This window comes from Streptomyces sp. NPDC050485, assembly GCF_044458185.1.
In the GTDB taxonomy this organism is placed as follows: Bacteria; Actinomycetota; Actinomycetes; order Streptomycetales; family Streptomycetaceae; genus Streptomyces.
In genome coordinates, this window is record NZ_JBITHR010000021.1 from 9,931 (window position 1) to 34,207 (window position 24,277).

The window sequence follows — 24,277 nt, forward strand, 5'->3', positions numbered from 1 at the left end:
AAAATCCCGCCACTGCGGCAAGCGACCTTTGCGCTTGGTATTGCAAGCATGGGTTCCACATACGATCCATGCCCCTTTCATTGACGTCTAACCACTCTGGGGGAAGTCCCTTGTGTTCTTTTGGGCAGAATTCGTTGCTGGGTGAGCTCAATGACACGGAGGTTCCGGTGCCGGTGGAGACGTTCACTGAATTGTTCGAGCGGCAGGTCGTGGCGGCACCCGAAGCGGTCGCGGTGGTCTTCCGCGACGTTCAGGTGACGTACCGCCAACTCGACGAGCGCGCCAACCAGTTGGCGCGGCTGCTGGTCCGGCGCGGCATCGGTCCCGAGTCGGTCCTCGGCATCGCGATGCGGCGCTCGCCCGAGTGGGCCGTGACCGTGCTCGCCGTGCTGAAGGCGGGCGGTGCGTACCTGCCGATGGACTCGGCCTACCCGGCCGACCGGCTCGCGTACATGGTGGAGGACTCCGCGGCCCGCCTGATCCTCGCGGACGTCGCCACCGCCGGGGAACTGCCCGAGCTGCCGGTGCCCGTACTGCGCCTGGACGACCCGGCCATCGCCCGGTCGGTGGCCGCCCTGGACCCCGCCCCGCTGACCGCGGACGAGCGAATACCGGCGTCGGTCACCAACACCGCGTACGTCATCTACACCTCGGGTTCCACCGGCCGCCCCAAGGGCGTGCTGGTCACCCACACCGGATTCGGCAGCCTGCTCGCGACGCAGACCGACCGGCTCAAGGTGAGCGCCGGCAGCCGGGTGCTGCAGTTCGCCTCGCCCAGCTTCGACGCCTCGGTGTGGGAACTGTGCATGGGCCTGCTCTCCGGCGCCACGCTCGTGCTCGCCGACAAGGACCAACTCGCCCCGGGCAGCCCGGTGGCCGACACGATCGCCGCGTACGGCGTGACCCATGTGACGCTGCCGCCGCCGGTGCTCGCGGCGGTGCCGGCCGGTTCGCTGGCCACTGTCGAAACCCTGGTCGTCGCCGGTGACGCGACCTCGCCGGAACTGGCCGCCACCTGGTCGGCCGGCCGACGCATGATCAACGCGTACGGCCCCACCGAGACCACCGTCTGCGCCACCATGAGCACGCCGCTGCCCGGCGACGGCCAAGTGCCGCCCATCGGCACGGCGATCGCGAACGCCCACACCTATGTGCTGGACGCCGAACTGCGGCCGGTACCGGCCGGGGTGACCGGTGAGCTGTACGTGTCGGGCGCGGCGCTGGCCCGCGGCTACCTCGGCCGGCCCGGACAGACCAGCGGGCGCTTCGTGGCCTGCCCGTTCGGCGCGCCCGGCGAGCGGATGTACCGCACCGGCGACCTCGCGGAGTGGACGCCCGACGGCGACCTGGTCTTCCACGGCCGGGCCGACACCCAGGTCAAGATCCGCGGCTTCCGGATCGAGCCCCACGAGATCGAGGCGGCCCTGGAGACGCACCCCGGAGTGGCCCACGCCGCCGTCATCGCCCACGAGGCAGCGGGCAGCGGCCGGGGCAAGCAGCTGGTGGGTTATGTCGTCCCGGCCAGGAGCGAGGCGGCCGACACCAGCGCCCAGCAGGGCGCGTACGGCGCCATCGCCTTCGAATCCGGCTTCGCGGTCGGGGAGTTGCGCCCGTTCCTCGCGCAGCGCCTGCCGGACTACATGATCCCCGCGACGTTCACCGTCCTCGACCAGCTGCCGCTCACCCCGAACGGAAAGCTCGACAAGGCCAAGCTGCCGGAGCCGGAGTTCCGGGGCGCGGTCTACCGGGCGCCGCGCACCGAGCACGAGGAGATCCTGACGGGTCTCTTCGCCGAACTGCTCGGCCTCGACCAGGTCGGCATCGACGACGACTTCTTCGCCATCGGCGGCGACAGCATCCAGTCCATCCAGGTGGTGACCCGGGCGCGGGCGCACGGCCTGGTGCTCAGCTCGCGGGAGATCTTCGAGCGCCGCACCGTGGCCGAACTGGCCGAGGTGGTGGCCGCCAACGGGGAATCCGGCGCGGGCGCGGTCCTCGAAGAGCTGGAGGGCGGCGGCACCGGCTGGATGCCGCTGCTGCCGGTCGCGCAGTGGATCCGCGAGTGGGGGCCGGGCTTCGACCGGTTCCTGCAGGCGATGGTGCTCGACCTGCCCGAGGGCATCGACCGCACCCGGCTCGCGGCCACGGTGGGCGCGGTGCTCGACCGCCACGACCTGCTGCGGTCCCGTCTCGTCGCCGACAACGGCGGCGGTCTGCTGGTCACCCCGCCCGGGTCGGTGCAGGCCGATCCGCTGATCCGGCGCGTCGAATGCGACGGACGCTGGGACGAGTCCTGGACGCGGACCCTGCTCGGCGAACTCGACGCCGCGGCCGAGCGCCTCGACCCGGCCGCGGGCGTGGTCGCCCAGTTCGTGTGGTTCGACCCGGCACCCGGCGAGGGCACGGGCGCGGGCCGCCTCCTGGTGGCGCTGCACCACCTCGTGATCGACGGAGTGTCGTGGCGGATCCTGATGCCCGACTTCGCGGCGGCCTGGGAGCAGATCAAGGCGGGCGCGACACCCCGACTGCCGGACGTGGCCACCTCGGTACGGCGCTGGGCGCACGCCCTGGCCGACGAGGCGGTCACCCCGCGGCGCATCGCGGAGCTGAAGCTGTGGCGCTCGATCGTCGAGGGCCCCGACCCGGTGCTCGGCACCCGGCGCCTGGACCCCGGCCTCGACGTCGTGTCCACCGTCGAGAAGACCCATGTGGAACTCCCGGCAGTGGTCACCGAGGCCCTGCTCACCGCCGTGCCCGCGGCCTACCGCGGCGGCGTCAACGACGGCCTGCTCGCCGGACTCGCCCTGGCGCTCGCCCAGTGGCGCGCCACGCGGGGCGTCGAGGAGTCCTCGGCGCTGGTCCGCCTCGAAGGCCACGGCCGTGAAGAGGACGTGGCGCCGGGCGCCGACCTGTCGCGCACCGTGGGCTGGTTCACCAGCGCCTTCCCGGTTCGCCTCGACCTCGCCGGGGCCGACCTCCAGGACGCGTTCGCCGGCGGCCCCGCCGCGGGGCGCGTACTGAAGGCGGTCAAGGAGCAGCTGCGGAGCATCCCCGACAAGGGCATCGGCTACGGCCTGCTGCGCCACCTCAACCCCCGCACCGCCGGGCTGCTGCGCCAACACCCCATCGGCCAGGTCGGGTTCAACTACCTCGGCCGGTTCTCCTCCGCCGCCGACATGCCCGAGCACCTGCGCGGCCTCGGCTGGACGCAGGCGGACGTCGCCGAACTCGCCGAGCTCGACGCCGGCCAGGACCCCCGCATGCCGGCCCCCGCCGAACTCGACATCAACGCCAGCGTCACCGACACCCCCCAGGGCCCCCGCCTCGGCGCGGTGTTCGCCGCCCCCACCGGCGTGCTCACCCCCGCCGAGGTGCGCGAGATCGCGGACCTGTGGTGCGCCGCCCTCAGCGGTCTCGCCCGGCACGTCGCCGAGCAGGGCGCGGGCGGCCTGACCCCCTCGGACCTGCCCCTGGTGACCGTCGGCCAGAGCGACATCGAGGCATGGGAGGAGCGCTACCCGGGCCTCGCGGACGTCTGGCCCGCCACCCCTCTGCAGTCGGGCCTGCTCTTCCACTCCCAGCTCAACGACTCCACCTTCGACGCCTACCAGGTCCAGTACGCACTGCACCTGTCCGGGACCGTCGACGCGGCCCGGATGCTCGCCGCCGGCCAGGCACTCCTGGACCGCCACCCCAGTCTGCGGGCCGCGTTCCTGCCCGACTCCAACGGCGACCTGGTCCAGCTGATCCCGGAAGGCGTCCCGCTGCCCTGGCAGGACATCGACTACAGCGGCCTCGGCGAGGCCGAACGCGCGGCAGCCTTCGAGGAGTTCCTCGCGGAGGACCTGCGCACCCACTTCGACCCGGTCGCGCCGCCGATGCTGCGTCTGGCCCTGGTCAAGATGGAGGCGGAGCGCTACGAACTCGTCCTGACCGCCCACCACGTACTGTTCGACGGCTGGTCCGTGCCGCTCCTGATGCAGGACCTGCTGAAGCTGTACGGCTCGGCCGGGGACGCCTCGGTGCTGCCGCGGGTGCGCAGCTACCGGGACTTCGTGGACTGGCTGTCGCGCCAGGACCCCGACGAGTCGGCCCGGGTGTGGACCGGTGAACTCGACGGGGTGGGCGAGCCCACCCTGCTCGTCCCCGGCGCCGGATCCGGGCACGGCGGCGCGGGCATCGGGCAGGTCGACGTCCAGCTGTCCGGCCAGGAGGCCCGCGACCTGATGCGGCGCGCGGCCGACCTCGGCGTCACCCTGAACACCGTGGTCCAGGGCGCCTGGGCGATCCTGCTCAACCAGCTGACCGGCCGCTCCGACGTGATCTTCGCGTCCACCGTGTCCGGGCGTCCCCCGGCGGTGCCCGGCGTCGACGCGATCGTCGGCATGTTCCTCAACACGCTGCCCGTACGGGTCGAGACCGCACCCGCGGCCACCCTCGCCGAGCTGCTGTCCGGGGTGCAGAACCGGCAGGCCGCGCTGATGGACCACCACCACTACGGGCTGACCGAGATCTACGCGGCGACCGGCCTGGACGCGCTGTTCGACACCATCATCGGCTTCGAGTCCTTCCCGCTGGACCGGGTCGGCATCGCCGAGGCGTGCCGGGCGGCCGGGATCTCGGTCACCGGGATCCGCTCGTTCACCGCGAGCCACTACCCGGTGACCCTGCTGGTCTTCATCGAGTCCGACGGACTGCGGCTGACCGTGCAGTACCAGCAGAACGTGCTCGACCAGAGCGCGGCCGAAGCCATCGCCGCCCGCTACGGGCGGATCATGCGCGGCCTCGCGGCGGACCCCGCCCAGCGCGTCGGCCACATCGACGTACTGGAGCAGCCCGAGCGCGAACGGCTCGCCGAGCTCAACGACACGGCGGCCGCCCAGGCCGAGGCGACCGTCCCCGAACTGTTCGAGCGCCAGGCCGCGGCCACACCGGGCGCGGTGGCCCTCGTCCACGGTGATGTGTCGTGGACCTACCAGGAGCTGAACGCGCGGGCCAACCAGCTGGCGCACGAGCTGGTGCGACGCGAGGCCGGGCCGGAGACGCTGGTGGCGGCGGCGCTGCCGCAGAACCCCGAGCACGTGGCCGCGCTCCTCGCGGTCCTCAAGTCCGGCGCGGGATACCTGCCGCTGGACCCGCAGGCTCCGGCCGGCTACCTGCACACGCTGGTCGCCGATGCGGCTCCGGCGCTCGTCCTGACGGACGCCGGCACCGCAACTGCCCTGGCAGAAACGGGAGTTCCGCAGCTGCGCCTGGACGAGATCACGGCGGGCTCCGGCACTGACCTCGGGAACCAGGACCGGATCCGGCCGCTGCTCCTGGACCACGTGGCCTGGCTGACCTACACCTCGGGCTACCCCGGCGGGCCGAGGGGGGTGACGATCACCCACCGCACGGTGGCCGAGCGCGTACCGGGCCTCGCGGCACACCTGGGCGGCCTGCCCACGACCCATGTCCTCGCGACCCGGCAGACCACCTTCGAGGTGGCGGCGCTGACGCTGTTCACCGCGCTGTGCACCGGCTCCGGCGTCGAACTGGCCGAGCAGGAAACGGAGTTCGCGGACCGGGCCGACGGCGTGATCAGCGCGGTTCCGTCGGTGTTCGCCGCCCAGCTCGACCAGGTCGCGGGCGAGATCGGCGCCAAGGCGGTGCTGTTCGCCGGTGAGCCGCTGCCGGCGGCGCTGGTCGAGAAGGTACGCAAGGCGGCCCCGGGCGCCCATGTGGTGAGCGCCCACGGACCGGTCGAATCCTTCTACGCCACCGCCTTCGCCCTCCCGGCCGAGGGAACGGCGCCGACGGGGGACGCCCCCGTCGGAGCACCCCTCCCGAACGTGCGGGCCCATGTGCTCGGCGCGGGCCTCACCCCGGTGCCGCCGGGAGCGGTCGGCGAGCTGTACATCGCCGGCAGCACCCTCGGGCGCGGCTACCACGGCCGTCCAGCCCTCACCTCCGCCCACTTCGTGGCCGACCCCTTCGGCCCCGCCGGATCGCGGATGGTACGCACCGGAGACCTCGCCCGCTGGAACGCCGACGGCCGCCTCGAATACGTGCGGCGCGCCGACACCCAGGTCACGATCCGCGGTGAGCGCGTCGAGCCCGCCGAGATCGCGGCCGTCCTGGCCGCACACCCCTCGGTCGAAGAAGCAGTGGTGGTCGCCCATGACGGCGACACCCGACAGCTCGTCGGCTATGTGGTCCCCGCCGAGGACGGCACCGACGTGGACGAGGTCACCGCCTTCGCCGCGCAGCGCCTGCCCGGCCACCTGGTCCCGGCCGCGCTCGTGGTCCTCGACCAGCTGCCGCTGACCCCCGGCGGACAGCTGGACCGGTCGGCCCTGCCCGAACCCGGACCGGCGGGACCCCCCTACCGGGCCCCGCGCAGCGAGCAGGAGGAGAGCCTCTGCGCGCTGTTCGCCGAGGTACTCGGAGTGGAGCGCGTCGGCATCGACGACGACTTCTTCGAACTCGGCGGCAACTCCCTGACGGCGACCCGCCTGACCAGCCGCATCCGCAAGACCCTCGGAGTCTCCGTGACCATCCGGGCCATTTTCCAACACCGCAACATCGCTGAACTGTCGCGCACGGTGAAGAGTGCGAACGCGTCGAGTCGCCCCCGTCTGCGCAAGATGAACAGGAGTGGACAGTAATGATCCCGTTGTCGTTTGCGCAGCGCCGGCTGTGGTTCATCGAGCAGTTCGAAGGCCCCTCGGCGACGTACAACGTTCCGTTCCTGGTGCGGCTGAACGGCCCGCTGGACGTGACGGCCCTTCAGTCGGCCGTACGGGACGTGGTGGTCCGGCACGAGAGCCTGCGCACGCTGATCGTCGCGAACGCCGACGGCGTTCCCTCGCAGCAGGTCGTGCCGGTGGACGAGCTGGTGCTCGACGTGCCGCTCGTAGAGGTGGCGCCCGACGTCCTGGAACACGCCGTGGACCAGGCCGGGCAGTCCACCATCGACCTCGCCACCGAGATCCCGGTACGGGCCACCCTGTTCCGCGCGGGCCCCGAGGAGCACGTCCTGGTGCTGCTCATCCACCACATCGCCAGCGACGGCGAGTCGGTGGTGCCGCTGGCCCGTGACCTGGACACCGCCTACACGGCACGGGTGCTTGGCGAGGCCCCGGAGTACCCGGAGCTGCCGGTCCAGTACATCGACTACACGCTGTGGCAGCGCGAGGTGCTCGGCGACGAGGACGACCCGGACAGCGTGCTCAACGCCCAAGTCCAGTACTGGCGCGAGGAGTTGGCGGGCATCCCGCAGCCGCTGCGGCTGCCCGTCGACCGCCCGCGTCCGCCGTCCGCCAGCCACCGCGGCGGCATCGTGGAGTTCCCCATCGAGCCCGAACTGCTCGCCAAGGCCGAGGAGTTCGCCCTCGACCGCGACGTGTCGGTGCCGATGGTGATGCAGACCGCGCTCGCGGTACTGCTCCAGCACCTGGGCGCCGGTGAGGACATCCCGATCGGCAACACGATCGCGGGCCGCACCGACGACGAACTCCAGGACCTGATCGGCTTCTTCGTCAACACCTGGGTGCTGCGCACCGATCTGTCGGGCAACCCCACGTTCAACGACCTCGTCGGGCAGGTGCAGGAGAAGGCGCTGGCCGCCTACGACAAGCAGGACGCCCCGTTCGAGCGCCTGGTGGAGGAGCTCAACCCCGAGCGCTCCACCGCGTACCACTCCCTGTTCCAGACCATGTTCACCTGGGAGAACGAGCGCTGGATCGACCTCGAACTGCCCGGCGGGCTGCAGGCGCGCCTGGAGGCGCAGGCCACCTCGTCGGCCAAGTTCGACCTGGAGTTCAACTACTTCGCCGACCCCACCAAGCCGGGCATGCTCGTCTACATCGAGTACGCCACCGACCTGTTCGACCACGCGACGGTCGAGGCCATCGCGGCCCGCTACATCCGCGTCGTCGAGCAGATGGTGGCCGACCCCGACAAGCCGGTCCGGCAGGCGGACGTCCTCGCGCCGGACGAGCGGGAGCTGGTGCTGCACGGGTTCAACGACACCGCGGCGCCCACGCCCCAGGTGACCGTCCCCGAACTGTTCGAGCAGCAGGTCGCCCGCACGCCGGACGCGGTCGCGGTGGTCTTCGACGGCGCCGCCCTCACCTACCGGGAGCTGGACGCGCGGGCCAACCGGCTTGCGCGTGAGCTGGTCGGGCGCGGTGTGGGTCCGGAGTCGGTGGTGGCGCTCTCGCTGCCGCGTTCGGCGGACCTGGTCATCGCCCTGCTCGGCGTACTGAAGGCGGGCGGCGCGTATCTGCCGATCGACCCCAAGTACCCCAGCACCCGGCTCGACTTCATCTTCTCCGACGCCCGGCCCACGCTGCTCCTTACCGACGCGGAGACCATCGGGATCCTCCCCGAGACCGACACCCCGCGCCTTTACCTCAGCGACCTCGACCTGGACGGCGGCGCCGACGGCACACCGCTCGACAACGCCGAGCGGCACGGCGCGCTGCGCCCCGACCACATCGCGTACGTGATGTACACCTCCGGCTCGACCGGCCAGCCCAAGGGCGTGGCCATCACCCACCACACCGTCGTCAACGGTGTGACCCGGCTGGTGTCCGCGGTGGGCGTGGACTCCAACACCTGGCTGCTCGCGGGTACGTCCATCAACTTCGACGTGTCGGTGTTCGAGCTGTTCACCGCGCTGTCCACCGGCGGCACCCTGGAAGTGGCCCGGGACGTCCTGGTCATCGGCGAGCGCGGCGGCTGGAGCGGTGGCGTCATCAGCACCGTCCCGTCGGTCTTCGTGGAACTGCTCGACCAGGTGGGCGGCGAGATCAGCGCCGAGACCGTGGTCTTCGCCGGTGAGGCGCTGCCCGCGGCGCTGGTGCGGCGGGTGCGCGAGACGATCCCCGGCATCCGGGTGGTCAACGCCTACGGGCAGACCGAGTCGTTCTACGCCAGCACCTTCGCCCTGCTGCCCGAGGCGGAGTGGGACGGTGCGGGCAGCGCCCCCATCGGTGTCCCGCTCGGCAACATGCGCACCTACGTGCTCGGCCCCGGCCTGGAGCCGGTCCCGGTCGGCGTGGTGGGCGAGCTCTATGTGGCGGGCAACGTGGCGCGCGGCTACTACAGCCGTACCGGCATGACCGCCGAGCGCTTCGTCGCCGACCCGTACGGCCCGGCCGGATCGCGGATGTACCGCACCGGCGACCTGGCCCGCTGGAACGCGAACGGCCAGCTGGAGTACGCCGGCCGCGACGACTCCCAGGTCAAGATCCGCGGCTTCCGCATCGAGCCCGGCGAGATCGAGGCCGCCCTGACGGCCCACCCGAGCGTCGCCCAGGCCGTGGTGACCATCCACGAGGGCCGCAGCGGCACCGGCAAGCAGCTCGTCGGCTATGTGGTCCCGGTGGAGATCGAGGAGAGCGGTCTGGGGAGCGTCGAGAGCCTCGGCGACCTCGACATCGACATCACCGCCGGTGTCTCCGCCCGCGATCTGCGCCGCTTCGTCGCGGGACGGCTGCCCGAGTTCATGGTGCCGTCGGTGTTCGTGATGCTGGACCGGCTGCCGCTGACCCCCAACGGCAAGCTGGACCGCAAGGCGCTGCCCGAGCCGGAGTTCACCGGCGGCGAGTACCGCGCGCCGCGCACCCCGGTCGAGAAGATCCTCGCGGCCGTCTACGCCGAGGTCCTCGGCCTCGACCAGGTCGGCATCGACGACGACTTCTTCGCCATCGGCGGCGACAGCATCCGCTCCATCCAGGTCGTCTCCCGGTCCCGCGCGGAAGGCGTCGAAGTGACGCCCCGTCAGATCTTCGAGAGCCGCACCGTGGCCGAGCTGGCCGAGGTCGCCCAGGCGAGCGGCCTGGCCGGGGCCGGCCCCGTTCTGGAGGAGCTGGAGGGCGGCAGTGTCGGCTGGATGCCGCTGCTGCCCGTCGGCAAGTACCTCATGGAGCTGGGCGGCGGAACGAACAGGTTCTCGATGTCCCTGGTGGTCGAACTGCCCAAGGGCATCGACCAGGAGGGCCTCGCCGCGACCCTCGGCGCGGTCCTCGACCGGCACGACGCGCTGCGCTCGCGCCTGGTGCACGGCGACGACTGGGGCCTGGAGGTCGACGCCCCCGGCTCGGTCGACGTACCCCGGCTGATCCAGCGCGTCGCCTGCGACGGCCGGTGGAACGGGCAGTGGCAGGAGCTGGCCGCCGCCGAACTCGACGCGGCCACCGGCCGCCTGGACGCGGCCGCCGGGACGATGGCGCAGTTCGTGTGGTTCGACGCGGGCACCGAAGCCCCGGGCCGGCTCCTCGTGGTGCTGCACCACTTCGTGATCGACGGAGTGTCGTGGCGCATCCTGCTTCCCGACTTCGCCGCCGCCTGGGAGCACGTTAGCGCCGGGCGGACCCCGGAGCTCGGCCAGGGCACGACCTCGGCGCGGCGCTGGGCGCACGCCCTCGTGGACGCCGCGGCCTCGCCCGAGCGGGTCGCCGAACTCGACCTGTGGCGCACGGTGGTGGCCGGACCCGACCCGGTGCTCGGCACCCGCCCCCTCGACCCGGCACTCGACGTCGTCTCCAAGTCCGGGCACCTCTGGGTGCGGCTGCCGGAGGCGATCACCGAGACCCTGCTCAACACGCTCCCCGCGACCTTCCGCGGCGGCGTCAACGACGGACTGCTCACCGCACTCGCCCTCGCCGTCACCCGCTGGCGCCGGGCCCGCGGCATCGAGGAGCCCTCGACGCTGATCCGCCTCGAAGGACACGGCCGCCAGGAGGAGGCCGTGCCGGGCGCCGACCTGTCGAGCACGGTGGGCTGGTTCACCACCATGTTCCCCGTCCGCCTCGACCTCGAAGGGGTCGACCTGGACGAGGCGTTCGCGGGCGGAGCGTCCGCGGGCAATGCGATCAAGGCGGTCAAGGAGCAGCTCCTCGCGATCCCGGACAAGGGCATCGGCTACGGCCTGCTGCGCTACCTGAACCCCGAGACCGCCGAGGAGCTGAAGCAGCACTCCACCGGCCAGATCGGCTTCAACTACCTGGGCCGCTACTCGACCACGGACATGCCCGAGCACCTGCGCGGCCTCGGCTGGACCCAGGCCGAGGGCACCACCGAACTGGTCGCCGACCCCGACGCCGACATGCCCGCGCTCTCCACGCTCGACCTGAACGCGCTGGTCACCGACGGCGAGCACGGTCCGCAGCTCAGCGCCCGGCTCGGCTTCGCCACCGGCGTGCTCACCGAGGCCGACGTACAGGAACTCGCCGACTACTGGCGGGCCGCCCTCGAAGCGCTCGCCCGGCACGCCGAGCAGCCCGGCGCGGGCGGACTCACCCCCTCGGACGTGCCGCTGGTGTCGGCGACCCAGCGCGAGATCGACCTGTGGGAGAAGCAGTACCCGGGTCTCGCCGACGTCTGGCCGCTGACCGCCACGCAGTCCGGTCTGCTCTTCCACACGCTGATGGTCGACGCCGCGTTCGACGCCTACCAGATGCAGATGGTCTTCCACCTGTCCGGGCAGGTCGTCCCGTCCCGGATGCGGGCCGCGGGCCAGGCGCTCCTGGACCGGTACGCCGCCCTGCGTACCGCGTTCGTGTCCGACGCCGCCGGCGACCAGGTCCAGGTCGTCCTCGACCACGTCGAACTGCCGTGGCGCGAGGTCGACTTCAGCCGCCTCGGTGAGGAGGCCCGCGGCGCGGCGCTCAAGCAGCTCCTCGCCGAGGACCACGCGACGCACTTCGACCCGCTCACCCCGCCGATGCTGCGGATGACCCTGGTCACCATGGGCCCGGACCGCGCGGAGCTGGTGTTCACCGCCAACCACGTCCTGTTCGACGGCTGGTCGGTGCCGCTGCTCCTGGAGGACCTGCTGCGCCTGTACGGCTCCGACGGGGACACCTCGGCGCTGCCCCGCGTACGCGGCTACCGGGACTTCCTGGTGTGGCTGGCGCAGCAGGACCGCGACGAGGCCGCCCGGGTGTGGGCCGGTGAGCTCGCCGGGATCGAGGAGCCCACGCTGCTCGTCCCCGCCGCCGTGTCCTCGGACGCGGCACCCACGGGCATCGGCCAGGTCGACGTCCCGCTGACCGCCGACCTCTCCCAGGAGCTGTCCCGGCGCGCCTCCGAGCTGGGCGTCACCATGAACACCGTCGTGCAGGCGGCCTGGGGCCTCCTCCTCGGCGGCCTGACGGGCCGTCAGGACGTGGTGTTCGGCACCACCGTCTCCGGCCGCCCGCCCATGGTGCCGGGCGTGGACTCCATGGTCGGCCTGTTCATCAACACCCTTCCGGTACGGGTGGACTGCGTCCCCGCGGACACGCTGCACCAGGTGCTGACCGGACTCCAGGCCCGCCAGGGCGCGCTCCTGGACCACCAGCACTACGGGCTCGCCGAGATCCACCACGCCACCGGTCTCAAGTCCCTGTTCGACACCATCGTCGTCTTCGACTCCTACCCGATCGACCGGGCCGGCATCTCCGAGGCGTACTCGGCGGCGGGCATCGCGGTGACCGGCATCAGCCCGCTCAGCGGCACCCACTACCCGATGATCGTGACCGCCACCGCCGAACCCCGGCTGCGCGTCGCGCTGGAGTACCAGCACCACCTCTTCGACAGCGCGGCCGTCGAGACCATCGCCGCCCGCTTCGAGCGGATCCTGCGGCAGCTGGTCGAGGACCCGCAGGTGCGGGTCGGGCAGGTCGACGTCCTTGAGGCGGCCGAACGCGACCGGCTCCTGGTCGAACTCAACGACACGGCCGCGCCGTTCCCCGAGCTGACCCTGCCGGCCCTGTTCGAGCGCCAGGCGGAGCTGACCCCGGACGCGGTCGCGGTGGTCTTCGAGGAGACCTCGCTGACCTACCGCGAGCTCGACGGGCGGGCGAACACCCTGGCCCGTGAGCTCATCGCCCGCGGGGCCGGTCCGGAGAAGGTGGTGGGCCTCGCCCTGCCGCGCTCCGCCGACCTGGTAGTGGCGATGCTCGCCATCGTCAAGTCCGGCGCCGGATACCTGCCGATCGACCCGAAGTACCCGAGCCACCGGCTGGACTTCATCCTGTCCGAGGCCCGCCCGCAGCTGATCCTCACCGACACCGCGACCGTGGACGTACTGCCGCGCACCGACGTCCCCCAGCTGCTGCTCGACGACCTCGACCTGGACGGCGCCGGACAGGCCGCGCCGCTCGGCGACGAGGAGCGGACGGCGCCGCTGCGCCCCGAGCACCTCGCCTACGTCATGTACACCTCGGGCTCCACCGGGACCCCGAAGGGCGTCGTGATCACCCACGGCACCGTCGTCAACGGCGTGACGCAGCTGGCGTCGCGGGTCGGCGCGGCCGCGGGCTCCCGGATGCTGGCCAGCACCTCGATCAACTTCGACGTGTCGGTCTTCGAGATCTTCACCGCGCTGTCCGTCGGCGCGGGCGTCGAGGTCGTCCGCGACGCGCTGGTCCTCGGCGAGCGCGACGGCTGGACGGGCAGCGTCATCAGCACCGTCCCGTCGGTCTTCGCCGAACTGATCGACCGCCTCGCGGACCGGATCAGCGCCGAGACGCTGGTGTTCGCCGGTGAGGCGCTCCCCGCCTCGCTGGTGCACAAGATCCGTACCGTGCTGCCCGGCGTGCGGGTGGTCAACGCCTACGGGCAGACCGAGTCCTTCTACGCCACCACCTCCGCCGACTCCGGCGACGGCACCGGCAGCGCCCCGATCGGCACCCCGCTCGGCAACATGCGCACCTACATCCTGGGCCCGGGCCTGACGCCCGTACCCCCGGGCGTGGTGGGCGAGCTGTACATCGCGGGTGCCGTGGCGCGCGGCTACCTGGACCGCCCCGCACTGACCGCGGAGCGTTTCGTCGCCGACCCGTTCGGCGCGGCGGGCTCGCGGATGTACCGCACCGGCGACCTGGCCCGGTGGAACGCCGACGGCCAGCTCGAATACGTCGGCCGCGACGACGCCCAGGTCAAGGTGCGCGGCTTCCGCGTCGAACCCGGCGAGATCGAGGCCGCGGTGACCGCCCACCCGGGCGTCGCCCAGGCCGTGGTCGTCGCCCGCGAAGCCGGCGGCACCGGCAAGCGCCTGGTGGCCTACGCGGTTCCCACCGCGGCCGCCGAGAGCGGCATCGACATCGACGAACTGCGCAAGTTCGTCGCCGCCCAGCTGCCGGAGTTCATGGTCCCCGCCGCCTTCGTGGTCCTGGAGCGGCTGCCGCTCGCCCCGAACGGCAAGCTCGACCGGGCCGCCCTGCCCGAGCCGGAGTTCACCGGCGAGGCCTACCGCGCACCGCGCACCCCGCAGGAAGAGGTCCTGTGCGCGCTGTTCGCGGAGGTCCTCGGGCTCGACCAGGTCGGCATCGACCACAACTTCTTCGACATCGGCGGGCACTCGCTCCTCGCGACCCGGCTGGTCAGCCGGATCCGCACCTCGCTCGGCATCGAGGTGCCGATCAGGGCGGTGTTCGACTCGCCCACCGTCGTGGAGCTCACCGGGCACCTCTCGCCCGGCTCCCGGGTGCGGCCGCAGCTGCGCAAGGCGGAGCACCGGCCCGACCTGGTGCCGCTGTCGTTCGCCCAGCGCCGGCTGTGGTTCATCGACCGCTTCGAGGGCCCCTCGGCCACGTACAACGCGCCCTTCCCGCTGCGCCTGACCGGCACCCTGGACGTGGCCGCACTGGAGTCGGCGGTACGGGACGTGGTGGCGCGGCACGAGAGCCTGCGCACGCTGATCGTGGAGGACGCCGAGGGCGTCCCGTTCCAGCGGGTGGTCCCCGCCGACGAGGCGACGCTCGACATGCCCCTCGTGCTGACCGACGAGGAGGGCCTGCCGGACGCCATGGCCGAGGCCGTGGCCCACCAGTTCGACCTCTCCAAGGACATCCCGGTGGCGGCGACGCTCTTCCGGACCGGCGAGCAGGAGCACGTCCTGGTGCTCCTCATCCACCACATCGCCAGCGACGGCGAGTCCATGGCCCCGCTGGCCAGGGACCTCGGTACCGCGTACACCGCCCGCATGCAGGGCGACGCCCCGCAGTGGGCGGACCTGTCGGTGCAGTACGTCGACTACACGCTGTGGCAGCGCGAGGTGCTCGGGGACGAGAACGACCCCGACAGCTCGCTGGCGGCCCAAGTGCGCTACTGGCGCGAGGAGTTGGCGGGCGTACCGCAGCCGCTCCAGCTGCCCGCCGACCGCCCGCGTCCGCCGTCCGCCAGCCACCGCGGCGACACGGTCGAGTTCGGTCTCGCGCCGGACGTGGTGGCCAGCGTCGACGAGCTGGCCCGCGCGCACGGCGTGACCGTCTCGATGGTGCTGCAGTCGGCCCTCGCGGTGCTGCTGCACGGCCTCGGCGGCGGCGACGACCTGACCATCGGGTCGCCGATCGCCAACCGCACCGACGAAGGCCTCGCGGACCTGATCGGCTTCTTCGTCAACACCTGGGTGCTGCGCGCCGACCTGTCGGGCAACATCACCTTCGAGGAACTGCTCGACCAGGTACGGAACAAGTCCCTGGCCGCCTACGACAACCAGGACGTTCCCTTCGAGCGCCTGGTGGAGGAGCTCAACCCCGAGCGCTCCACCGCGTACTCGCCGCTGTTCCAGGTGATGTTCGCCTGGCAGAACTTCGCCCGGAAGGACTTCACCCTGCCCGGTGTGCGGGTGGAGTTCGAGCGGGTCCGCAACGAGTCCGCGAAGTTCGACCTGTTCTTCAACATGGCCGACCTGCCCGGCATGGGTGTCCTCGGTCATCTGGAGTACGCCACCGACCTGTTCGACCGCTCGACGGTCGAGGCCGTCGCCGCCCGGTTCACCCGGGTCGTGGAGCAGCTGGCGGCCGATCCGCGCCAGCGGGTCAGCACGGTCGAGCTGGTGGAGCCGGCCGAGCGGGAGCTGGTGCTGCGCGGGTTCAACGACACCGCGGTGGCGACCCCCGACCTGACCGTCCCCGAACTGTTCGAGCAGCAGGCCGCCCGGACGCCGGACGCGGTCGCGGTGGAGTGCGGCGAGCAGTCGCTGACCTACCGGGAGCTGGACGCGCGGGCCAACCGGCTTGCGCGTGAGCTGGTCGGGCGCGGTGTGGGTCCGGAGTCGGTGGTGGCGCTCTCGCTGCCGCGTTCGGCGGATCTCGTCATCGCCCTGCTCGGCGTACTGAAGGCGGGCGGCGCGTATCTGCCGATCGACCCCAAGTACCCCAGCACCCGGCTCGACTTCATCCTGTCCGACGCCCGGCCCACGCTGCTCTTGAGCGACGCGGAGACCATCGGGATCCTGCCGGAGACCGACACCCCGCGCCTGCTCCTGGGCGACCTCGATCTCGCCACGGGCGAGCAGGACGCCGGATTCGGCGACGCCCAGCGGATCTCCGCGCTGCGGCCCGAGCACGTGGCGTACGTCATGTACACCTCCGGCTCGACCGGGCAGCCCAAGGGTGTAGCCATCACCCACCACAACGTGGTGAACGGTGTGTCAGCGCTTGCGGCCTCGGTCGGCATGCACCCGGGCACCCGCACCCTGGCGGGTACGTCCATCAACTTCGACGTCTCGGTGTTCGAGACCTTCACCACGCTGTCCTCGGGCGGCACCCTCGAAATCGCCCGGGACGTCCTGGTCATCGGCGAGCGCGGCGGCTGGAGCGGTGGCGTCATCAGCACCGTCCCGTCGGTCTTCGCCGAACTGCTCGACCAGACGGCCGGCCAGATCAGCGCCGAGACCGTGGTCTTCGCCGGAGAGGCCCTTCCGGCCTCCCTGGTGCGGCGGGTGCGCGAGACGATCCCCGGCGCCCGGCTGGTCAACGCCTACGGGCAGACCGAGTCGTTCTACGCCAGCACCTTCGCCCTGCTCCCCGACGCGGAGTGGGACGGCGCGGGCAGCGCCCCGATCGGCGCCCCCATCGGCAACATGCGCACCTATGTGCTCGGACCCGGCCTCGTGCCCGTGCCGCCGGGTGTGGTGGGCGAGTTGTACGTCGCCGGGAACGTCGGGCGCGGCTACCACCGGCGTCCGTCGCTGACCGCCGAGCGCTTCGTCGCCGACCCCTACGGTCCCGCCGGATCCCGGATGTACCGCACCGGCGACCTGGCCCGCTGGAACGCCGACGGTCAGCTGGAGTACGCCGGCCGCGGTGACGCGCAGGTCAAGGTGCGGGGCTTCCGCATCGAGCCCGGCGAGGTCGAGGCCGCGCTGGTGGCCCACCCCGAGGTGGCCCAGGCGGTGGCGATCGTCCGCGAGGGGCCGGGCCGCGGCAAGCAGCTGGTGGGCTATGTCGTGCCGGTCGGCGCGGAGTCGGACCACAGCGTCGACGGCCTCGGCGATCTCGAAGTGGACATGACCGCCGGTCTCTCCGCGCGGGATCTGCGCCGCTTCGCGGCCAACCGGCTGCCCGAGTTCATGGTGCCGTCCGCCTTCGTCGTCCTGGACCGGCTGCCGCTGGCCCCGAACGGGAAGCTGGACCGGGCGGCGCTGCCCGACCCGGAGTTCACCGGCGGGACCTACCGCGCGCCGCGCACGGCGGTCGAGCAGACCCTCGCCGCCGTCTACGCCGATGTGCTCGGCCTGGAGCGGGTCGGTCTGGACGACGACTTCTTCGCGGTGGGCGGCGACTCCATCCGCTCCATCCAGGTCGTCACCCGGGCCCGCGCCCAGGGCGTCGAAGTGACACCCCGTCAGATCTTCGAGCAGCGCACCGTTGCCGAGCTGGCCGAGGTCGCCACCAGCGACATCGGGGCCCGCCTGGTGCTCGAAGAGCTCGAAGGCGGCGGCGTGGGCCGCATGCCGCTGCTGCCGATCGGCGCGTACATGCTCGAACTCGGCGGCGGCTTCGACCGGTTCTCCATGTCGATCGCCCTGGAACTGCCCGAAGGGATCGAGGAGCACCAGCTCGCCGCGACCCTCGGCGCGGTCCTGGACCGCCACGACATCATGCGCTCCCGCCTCCTGCTGGAGGACGGCGGCGCCCTGGAGGTCGCGGCACCCGGCACGGTGGACGCGGCCTCGCTGATCCACCAGGTCGCCTGTGACGGCACCTGGAGCGACTGGCAGCAGGCGGCCGCGGCAGAGCTGGACGCCGCGACCGGCCGCCTCGACCCGGCCGCGGGAGTGATGGCCCAGTTCGTCTGGTTCGCCCCCGAGCAGGGACCCGGCCGCCTCCTGGTGGCGCTCCACCACCTGGTGGTCGACGGAGTGTCCTGGCGGATCCTGGTTCCGGACCTCGCCGAGGCCTGGAAGCAGATCAAGGCCGGAAAGACCCCGGAGCTCCCCGAGGTCGGCACGTCCATGCGGCGCTGGACGCACGCACTGGTCGAGCAGGCGGAAAGCCCCGAGCGCGTCGCCGAGATGGAGCTGTGGCGCGGCACGCTGGACGGGCCCGACCCCGTACTGGGATCGCGGCCGCTGGACCCGGCGGTGGACGTGCTGTCCACCGTCGAGCACCTGGAGATCCAGCTGCCGGTGGCGGTGACCGAGGCGCTCCTCACCTCGGTGCCGGCCGCCTTCCACGGCGGCGTCAACGACGGCCTGCTGGCCGCCCTCGCGCTCGCCGTCGCCAAGTGGCGGCGCGGGCGGGGCGTCGTGGAGTCCTCCGCGCTGATCCGCCTGGAGGGCCACGGCCGCGAGCAGGACATCGTGCCGGGCGCCGATCTGTCGCGCACCATGGGCTGGTTCACCAGCATGTTCCCGGTCCGCCTGGACACCGCCGGCTTCAGCCTGGACGAGGCGTTCGCCGGCGGCCCGGCCGCGGGCGGTGTGGTCAAGGCCGTCAAGGAGCAGCTGCGGGCGGTCCCGGACAAGGGCATCGGCTTCGGCCTGCTGCGCTACCTCAACCCGGAGACCGCGGCCGAGCTGCGGCAGCACTCCGCGGGGCAGATCGGGTTCAACTACCTGGGCCAGTTCTCCTCGGCCGACATGCCGGAGGAGCTGCGCGGGCTCGGCTTCACCCAACTCCCCGACATGGACGCTCCGTTGGACGCCGACATGCCGGCGATGTCGACCGTGGAGATCAACTCGGCGGTCCTCGACACCGGCCAGGGCGCCCAGCTCGGCGCCATGATCGGCTTCCCGGCCGGGGTGCTCACCCGCGAAGAGGTGCAGGAACTGGCCGACCTGTGGTGCGAGGCGCTGACCGCGCTCGCCCGCCACGTCGCCACGCCCGGCACCGGCGGTCTGACCCCCTCGGACCTGCCGCTGGTCTCGGTGCGGCAGAGCGACATCGAAGCCTGGGAACAGCGCTATCCGGGTCTGGCCGACGTCTGGCCGCTCACACCGCTCCAGTCCGGACTGCTCTTCGAGTCCACCCTGCAAGGTGACGACGACACCTTCGACGCGTACCAGATGCAGATCGTCTTCCACGTGTCCGGCCAGGTCGACCCCGCCCGGATGCGGATGTCCGGTCAGGCGGTGCTCGACCGGTACGCCAGCCTGCGCACCGCGGTCGTCACCGACGCCGCCGGCAGCCAGGTCCAGGTCGTCCTCGACCACGTCGAGGTGCCCTGGCGGCAGATCGACCTCAGCACTCTGGACGAGGGGGCCCGCGAGGAGGCGTTCGAAAAGCTCCTCGCCGACGACCACCACGAGCACTTCGACCAGGCCACGCCTCCGCTGCTGCGGCTCACGCTGGTCACGATGGGCCCGGACCGCTCCGAACTGGTCCTGACCGCCCACCACATGCTGTTCGACGGCTGGTCCTTCCCGCTCCTGATGCAGGACCTGCTGCGCCTGTACGGGTCCAGCGGCGACGCCACGGCGCTGCCGAGGGTGCGCGGCTTCCGGGACTTCCTGGTCTGGCTCTCCCAGCAGGACCACGACGCGACCGCCCGCGCCTGGGCCGAGGAGTTCGCCGGGGCCGACCCGACGGTGCTCGCCCCCGGGGCCCCGGACAACGAGGGTGTCGGACAGATCGACATCCCGCTGCCGCTGGAGGAGGCCCGTCTGCTCAACCGGCGCGCCTCCGAGCTCGGCGTCACCGTCAACACCCTGCTCCAGAGCGCCTGGGGCGTCCTGCTCGGCCAGCTCACCGGCCGTCAGGACGTGGTGTTCGGCGCCACCGTCTCCGGCCGCCCGCCGGCCCTGGCGGACGTCGACTCGATCATCGGCCTGTTCATCAACACCCTTCCGGTGCGCGTCACCTACGCACCCGGGGACTCGCTCGCCGATCTGGTCACCGGTCTGCAGAAGCGGCAGGCGGCGCTCCTCGACCACCACTACTACGGGCTGAGCGACATCCAGCAGTCCCTCGGGCACAAGAGCCTGTTCGACACGCTGGTCGTCTTCGAGTCCTTCCCGGTGGACAAGGAGGGCCTCACCGACGCCAACACGGCGGCGGGCATCGCGTTCACCGGCATCCGCCCCTTCTCCGGCACCCACTACCCGCTGGCCCTGATGGCCGGTGCCGAACCGCACCTGATGATGGTCCTCCAGTACCAGCAGGGCGCCTTCGGCCGGGACGAGGTGGAGGCGATCGCGGCCCGACTGGCGCGGATCCTGCGGCAGTTGGCGACCGAGCCGGCCACCCCGGTGGGCCGGGTGGACGTACTGGAGCCGGCCGAGCACCAGCGGCTGCTCGAACTCAACGACACGGCCGCCAGCACGCCCGAACTGACCGTCCCCGGTCTGTTCGAGCGCCAGGCGGCGGTGAGTCCGGACGCGGTCGCGGTGGTCTGCGAGGGCCAGGAGCTGACGTACGGTCAGGTCAACGCGCGGGCCAACCGGCTGGCGCGGGAGCTGGTACGGCGCGAGGTCGGACCCGAGTCGGTGGTGGCCCTGTCGCTGCCGCGCTCGGCGGACCTGGTGGTCGCACTCCTCGCGGTACTCAAGGCCGGCGGCGCCTATCTGCCGATCGACCCCAAGTACCCCAGCCACCGCCTGGCGGCCATCCTCACCGAGGCCCGCCCGCAGCTGATCCTCACCGACACCGCCACCGAGTCGGTGCTGCCGCCCAGCGACAGCGCCGTGTTCCACCTGGACACCTTCGACCTCGAAGGATCCGCGGCGGACACCGATCTCACCGACCGGGACCGGACCGCCCCGCTGCGCCCCGAGCACCTCGCGTACGTCATGTACACCTCGGGCTCCACCGGCACGCCGAAGGGTGTGGCCATCACCCACCACACCGTCGTCAACGGTGTGCTGCGGCTGGCTCCCCAGGTGGGCATGGGTCCGGGGCGGCGGGCGCTGGCGAGCACCTCGATCAACTTCGACGTCTCCGTGTTCGAGATCTTCACCACCCTCACCTCGGGCGGCAGCATCGAAGTGGTCCGCGACGTCCTCGTCCTGGGCGAGCGGGACGGCTGGTCGGGCAGTGTGATCAGCACCGTCCCCTCCGCCTTCGCCGAACTGGTCGACCAGATCGCGGAGCGCACCACCGTCGACACGCTGGTCTTCGCCGGTGAGGCGCTGTCGGCGACGCTGGTGGAGCGGGCCCGCGCGGCGTTCCCCGGCGTGACCGTGGTCAACGCCTACGGGCAGAGCGAGTCCTTCTACGCCACCGCCTTCGCCGCCCCGGGCGACGAGGAGTGGACCGGCTCGGGCAGCACTCCCGTCGGTACGCCGCTGGGCAACATGCGCACCTACGTGCTCGGCCCGGGCCTCACCCCCGTACCGCCGGGCACCGTCGGCGAGCTGTACGTCGCCGGAAGCATCGGCCGCGGCTATCACAACCGCCCCGGCCTGACCGCGGAGCGCTTCGTCGCCGACCCGTTCGGTCCGGCCGGATCGCGGATGTACCGCACCGGCGACCTGGCCCGCTGGAACGCCGACGGCCAGCTTGAGTACGCCGGCCGCGACGACTCCCAGATCAAGGTGCGCGGCTTCCGCGTCGAGCCCGGCGAGGTCGAGGCGGCCCTCACCGCCCACCCCGACATCGCCCAGGCGGCGGTCCTCGCCCGCGAGGGCCGGGCGGGCAACGCGGGCAAGCAGCTCGTCGCGTACGTCGTCCCCGCGAGCGACGGCCTCACCACCGACGAACTGCGCCGACTGGCCGCCGAACGCCTCCCGGACTACATGGTCCCCGCGGCGTTCGTGACGCTGGAGCGGCTCCCGCTGGCCCCCAACGGCAAGCTGGACCGGGCCGCGCTGCCCGACCCGGAGTTCACCGCCGGGACCTACCGGGCCCCGCGCACCCCGCGCGAGGAAGTGCTGGCCGGACTGTTCGCCGAGGTGCTCGGCGTCGAGCGGGTCGGCATCGACGACGACTTCTTCGCGCTGGGCGGGCATTCGCTGCTGGCCAGCCGGCTCATCAACCGGATCCGCACCCTGCTCGGCGTCTCGATCCCCATCCGGGTCATGTTCCAGTCGTCCACCGTCGTGGAGCTGGACGAACACCTGGCTTCGGGCACCGGATCGTCCGAGTTCACCGACCCGTTCGGAGTCGTCCTGCCCCTGAAGACCGGGGGAGACGAGGCACCGGTGTGGTTCGTCCACCCGGGTGTCGGGCTCTCCTGGGCGTACATGGGCTTCGCCGCCCACCTGGGCGACCGGCCGCTGTACGCGATCCAGGCGCGCGGCTTCGACGGTGCGGCGCTGCCGGGATCGATCGAGGAGATGATCGCCGACTACGTCGAGCAGATCCTCAAGGTCCAGCCGGAGGGCCCCTTCCACCTGGTGGGTCTCTCGCTTGGCGGCACGCTCGCCCAGGCCATGGCGGCCCAGTTGCAGAGCCGGGGTCACGAAGTGGCGACGCTCGCCCTGCTGGACTGCGTCCCCGCCTCCTGGTTCACCCACAACGAGACGGTCGACGTGTCCGAGGTACGCGAGTTCTTCGGCGAGCGCCTCCCGGCCCTGGCCGGAACGGCCGAAGGCGACCGGGAATCCCTGATCGACAATTCGGCGGCCATCATGGTGCGGCACATCACGCTGATGAAGGACTTCGAGTCCCCGGTATTCAGCGGTGACGCCCTGTTCTTCAACGCGACGCTGAATCCCGACGATTCGTACCGCGCCCACTGGACTCCCCACATTCTCGGGGACGTTCAGGAATGGGACATCCACTCCACGCACCTCGGAATGAACATGCCGGGCCCCGCGGCCGAGATCTGCAAGGTCATCAACCGGCACCTCAATGGCATCAAGGCAACTTCGGGAGCTTCTCTTGTATGACGTGATTGTGGTTGGCGCGCGAGCCGCCGGAGCACCGGCCGCCATGTTGCTCGCGCGCGCCGGATACCGGGTGCTCATGCTGGAGCGGGCCCGGTTCCCCAAGGACACCCTGTCCACCCTCTACATCCACCAGCCCGGTGTGGCGCAGCTGGCCCGCTGGGGCGTGCTTGACGACGTCGTGAACACCGGCGCCCCGGTCCTCGACCAGGTCCGCTACACCATCGACGACATCAGGCTCGACGGCTGCTCCTGGCCGGCCGACGGCCAGGCGGCCTCCTACGCGCCCCGGCGCTACCTGCTCGACTCGATCCTCGCGCAGGCCGCGGTGGACGCGGGCGTCGAGTTCCGCGACAACTGCTCCGTGAACGACCTGGTGTGGGAGGACGACCGGGTGGTCGGCGTCCGCATCGGCTCGGTCCGGGGCGGCGGCGGCACCGTCGAGCGCGCCCGCCTCGTCATCGGCGCCGACGGAATGCGCTCGACGGTCGCGGCGAAGGTCGAGGCCCCGCTCGTGATCGAGGACGCGTCCCTGACCTGCGCGTACTACAGCTACTGGTCGGGCCTTCCGGAGCAGTTCCGGCTCTTCGAGGCGCCCGGCCGCTGGGTCGGCACCGTACCGACCAACGACGGCGCGACCCTGGTGGCCGGCTACTTCCCCCAGTCGGAGTTCAACACCGTCCGCGGCGACGCCCTGAACGCGCTGCTCGGCTGTGTGGAGGCGACGGCGCCCGAGGTACGCGAGCAGATGGCGGGCGGCGAGAACCTGGAGCGGGTCCACGGCACCGGGGACCAGCGCAACTTCTTCCGGCAGGCGGCCGGCCCCGGCTGGGCGCTGATCGGTGACGCCGGACACCACAAGGACTCGATCACCGCGCGCGGCATCACCGACGGCTTCTTCTCGTCCCAGCTGCTCGTGGACTGCATCGGCGACGGCCTCCAGGACCCGGACCGTCTTCAGGCCGCCCTGGAACGCTTCTCCGTGCAGCGCACCGAGGCCCTCATGCCCTTTTACCGCAGCACCCTGAAAACGGGCCGACTGACCGCGCCGGAGCACCAGTTGGAGATGCTGCGCGCGATTTCCACGAGCCCCGAACTCAGTTCCCGGTACTTCTCGACGATGTCGGGCGTCTGCCCGGTCGATGAATTCCTCACCCCCGAACTGCTCGAACTCATGGCGGACCGGGTGGCCGCGTGACCGGCACCGCTCTGCGTGAAACCGAACTTTCTGTGGACGCGAAGGGAATG

General features: G+C 71.8%; 3 protein-coding genes. All 3 read left to right on the plus strand.

Features of this window, described 5'->3' with window-relative positions:
- Positions 1-167 precede the first annotated feature (167 nt).
- Genes ACIBK6_RS32205 through ACIBK6_RS32215 form a run of 3 tightly spaced genes read left to right on the plus strand, consistent with a single transcriptional unit; the run spans position 168 to position 24,227 of the window.
- The gene (locus ACIBK6_RS32205; RefSeq protein ID WP_399055223.1) at positions 168-6,647 is read left to right on the plus strand and encodes an amino acid adenylation domain-containing protein; all 6,480 of its coding nucleotides are present in this window, start codon (positions 168-170) and stop codon (positions 6,645-6,647) included.
- Positions 6,647-23,032, plus strand: a complete 16,386-nt coding sequence (locus ACIBK6_RS32210) for an amino acid adenylation domain-containing protein (protein WP_399055225.1) — start codon at positions 6,647-6,649, stop codon at positions 23,030-23,032. Before ACIBK6_RS32205 ends, ACIBK6_RS32210 begins: the two co-directional genes overlap by 1 nt.
- A gap of 43 nt (positions 23,033-23,075) precedes the next feature.
- Complete coding sequence (locus tag ACIBK6_RS32215; RefSeq protein WP_399055227.1) at positions 23,076-24,227, plus strand: NAD(P)/FAD-dependent oxidoreductase; 1,152 nt, start codon at positions 23,076-23,078, stop codon at positions 24,225-24,227.
- The last annotated feature ends 50 nt before the right edge of the window (positions 24,228-24,277 follow it).

Coding starts and splice junctions, on each gene's coding strand:
- ACIBK6_RS32215 (WP_399055227.1), top strand. CDS start 23,076: ATGTTGCTCGCGCGCGCCGGATACCGGGTGCTCATGCTGGAGCGGGCC.
- ACIBK6_RS32210 (WP_399055225.1), top strand. CDS start 6,647: ATGATCCCGTTGTCGTTTGCGCAGCGCCGGCTGTGGTTCATCGAGCAG.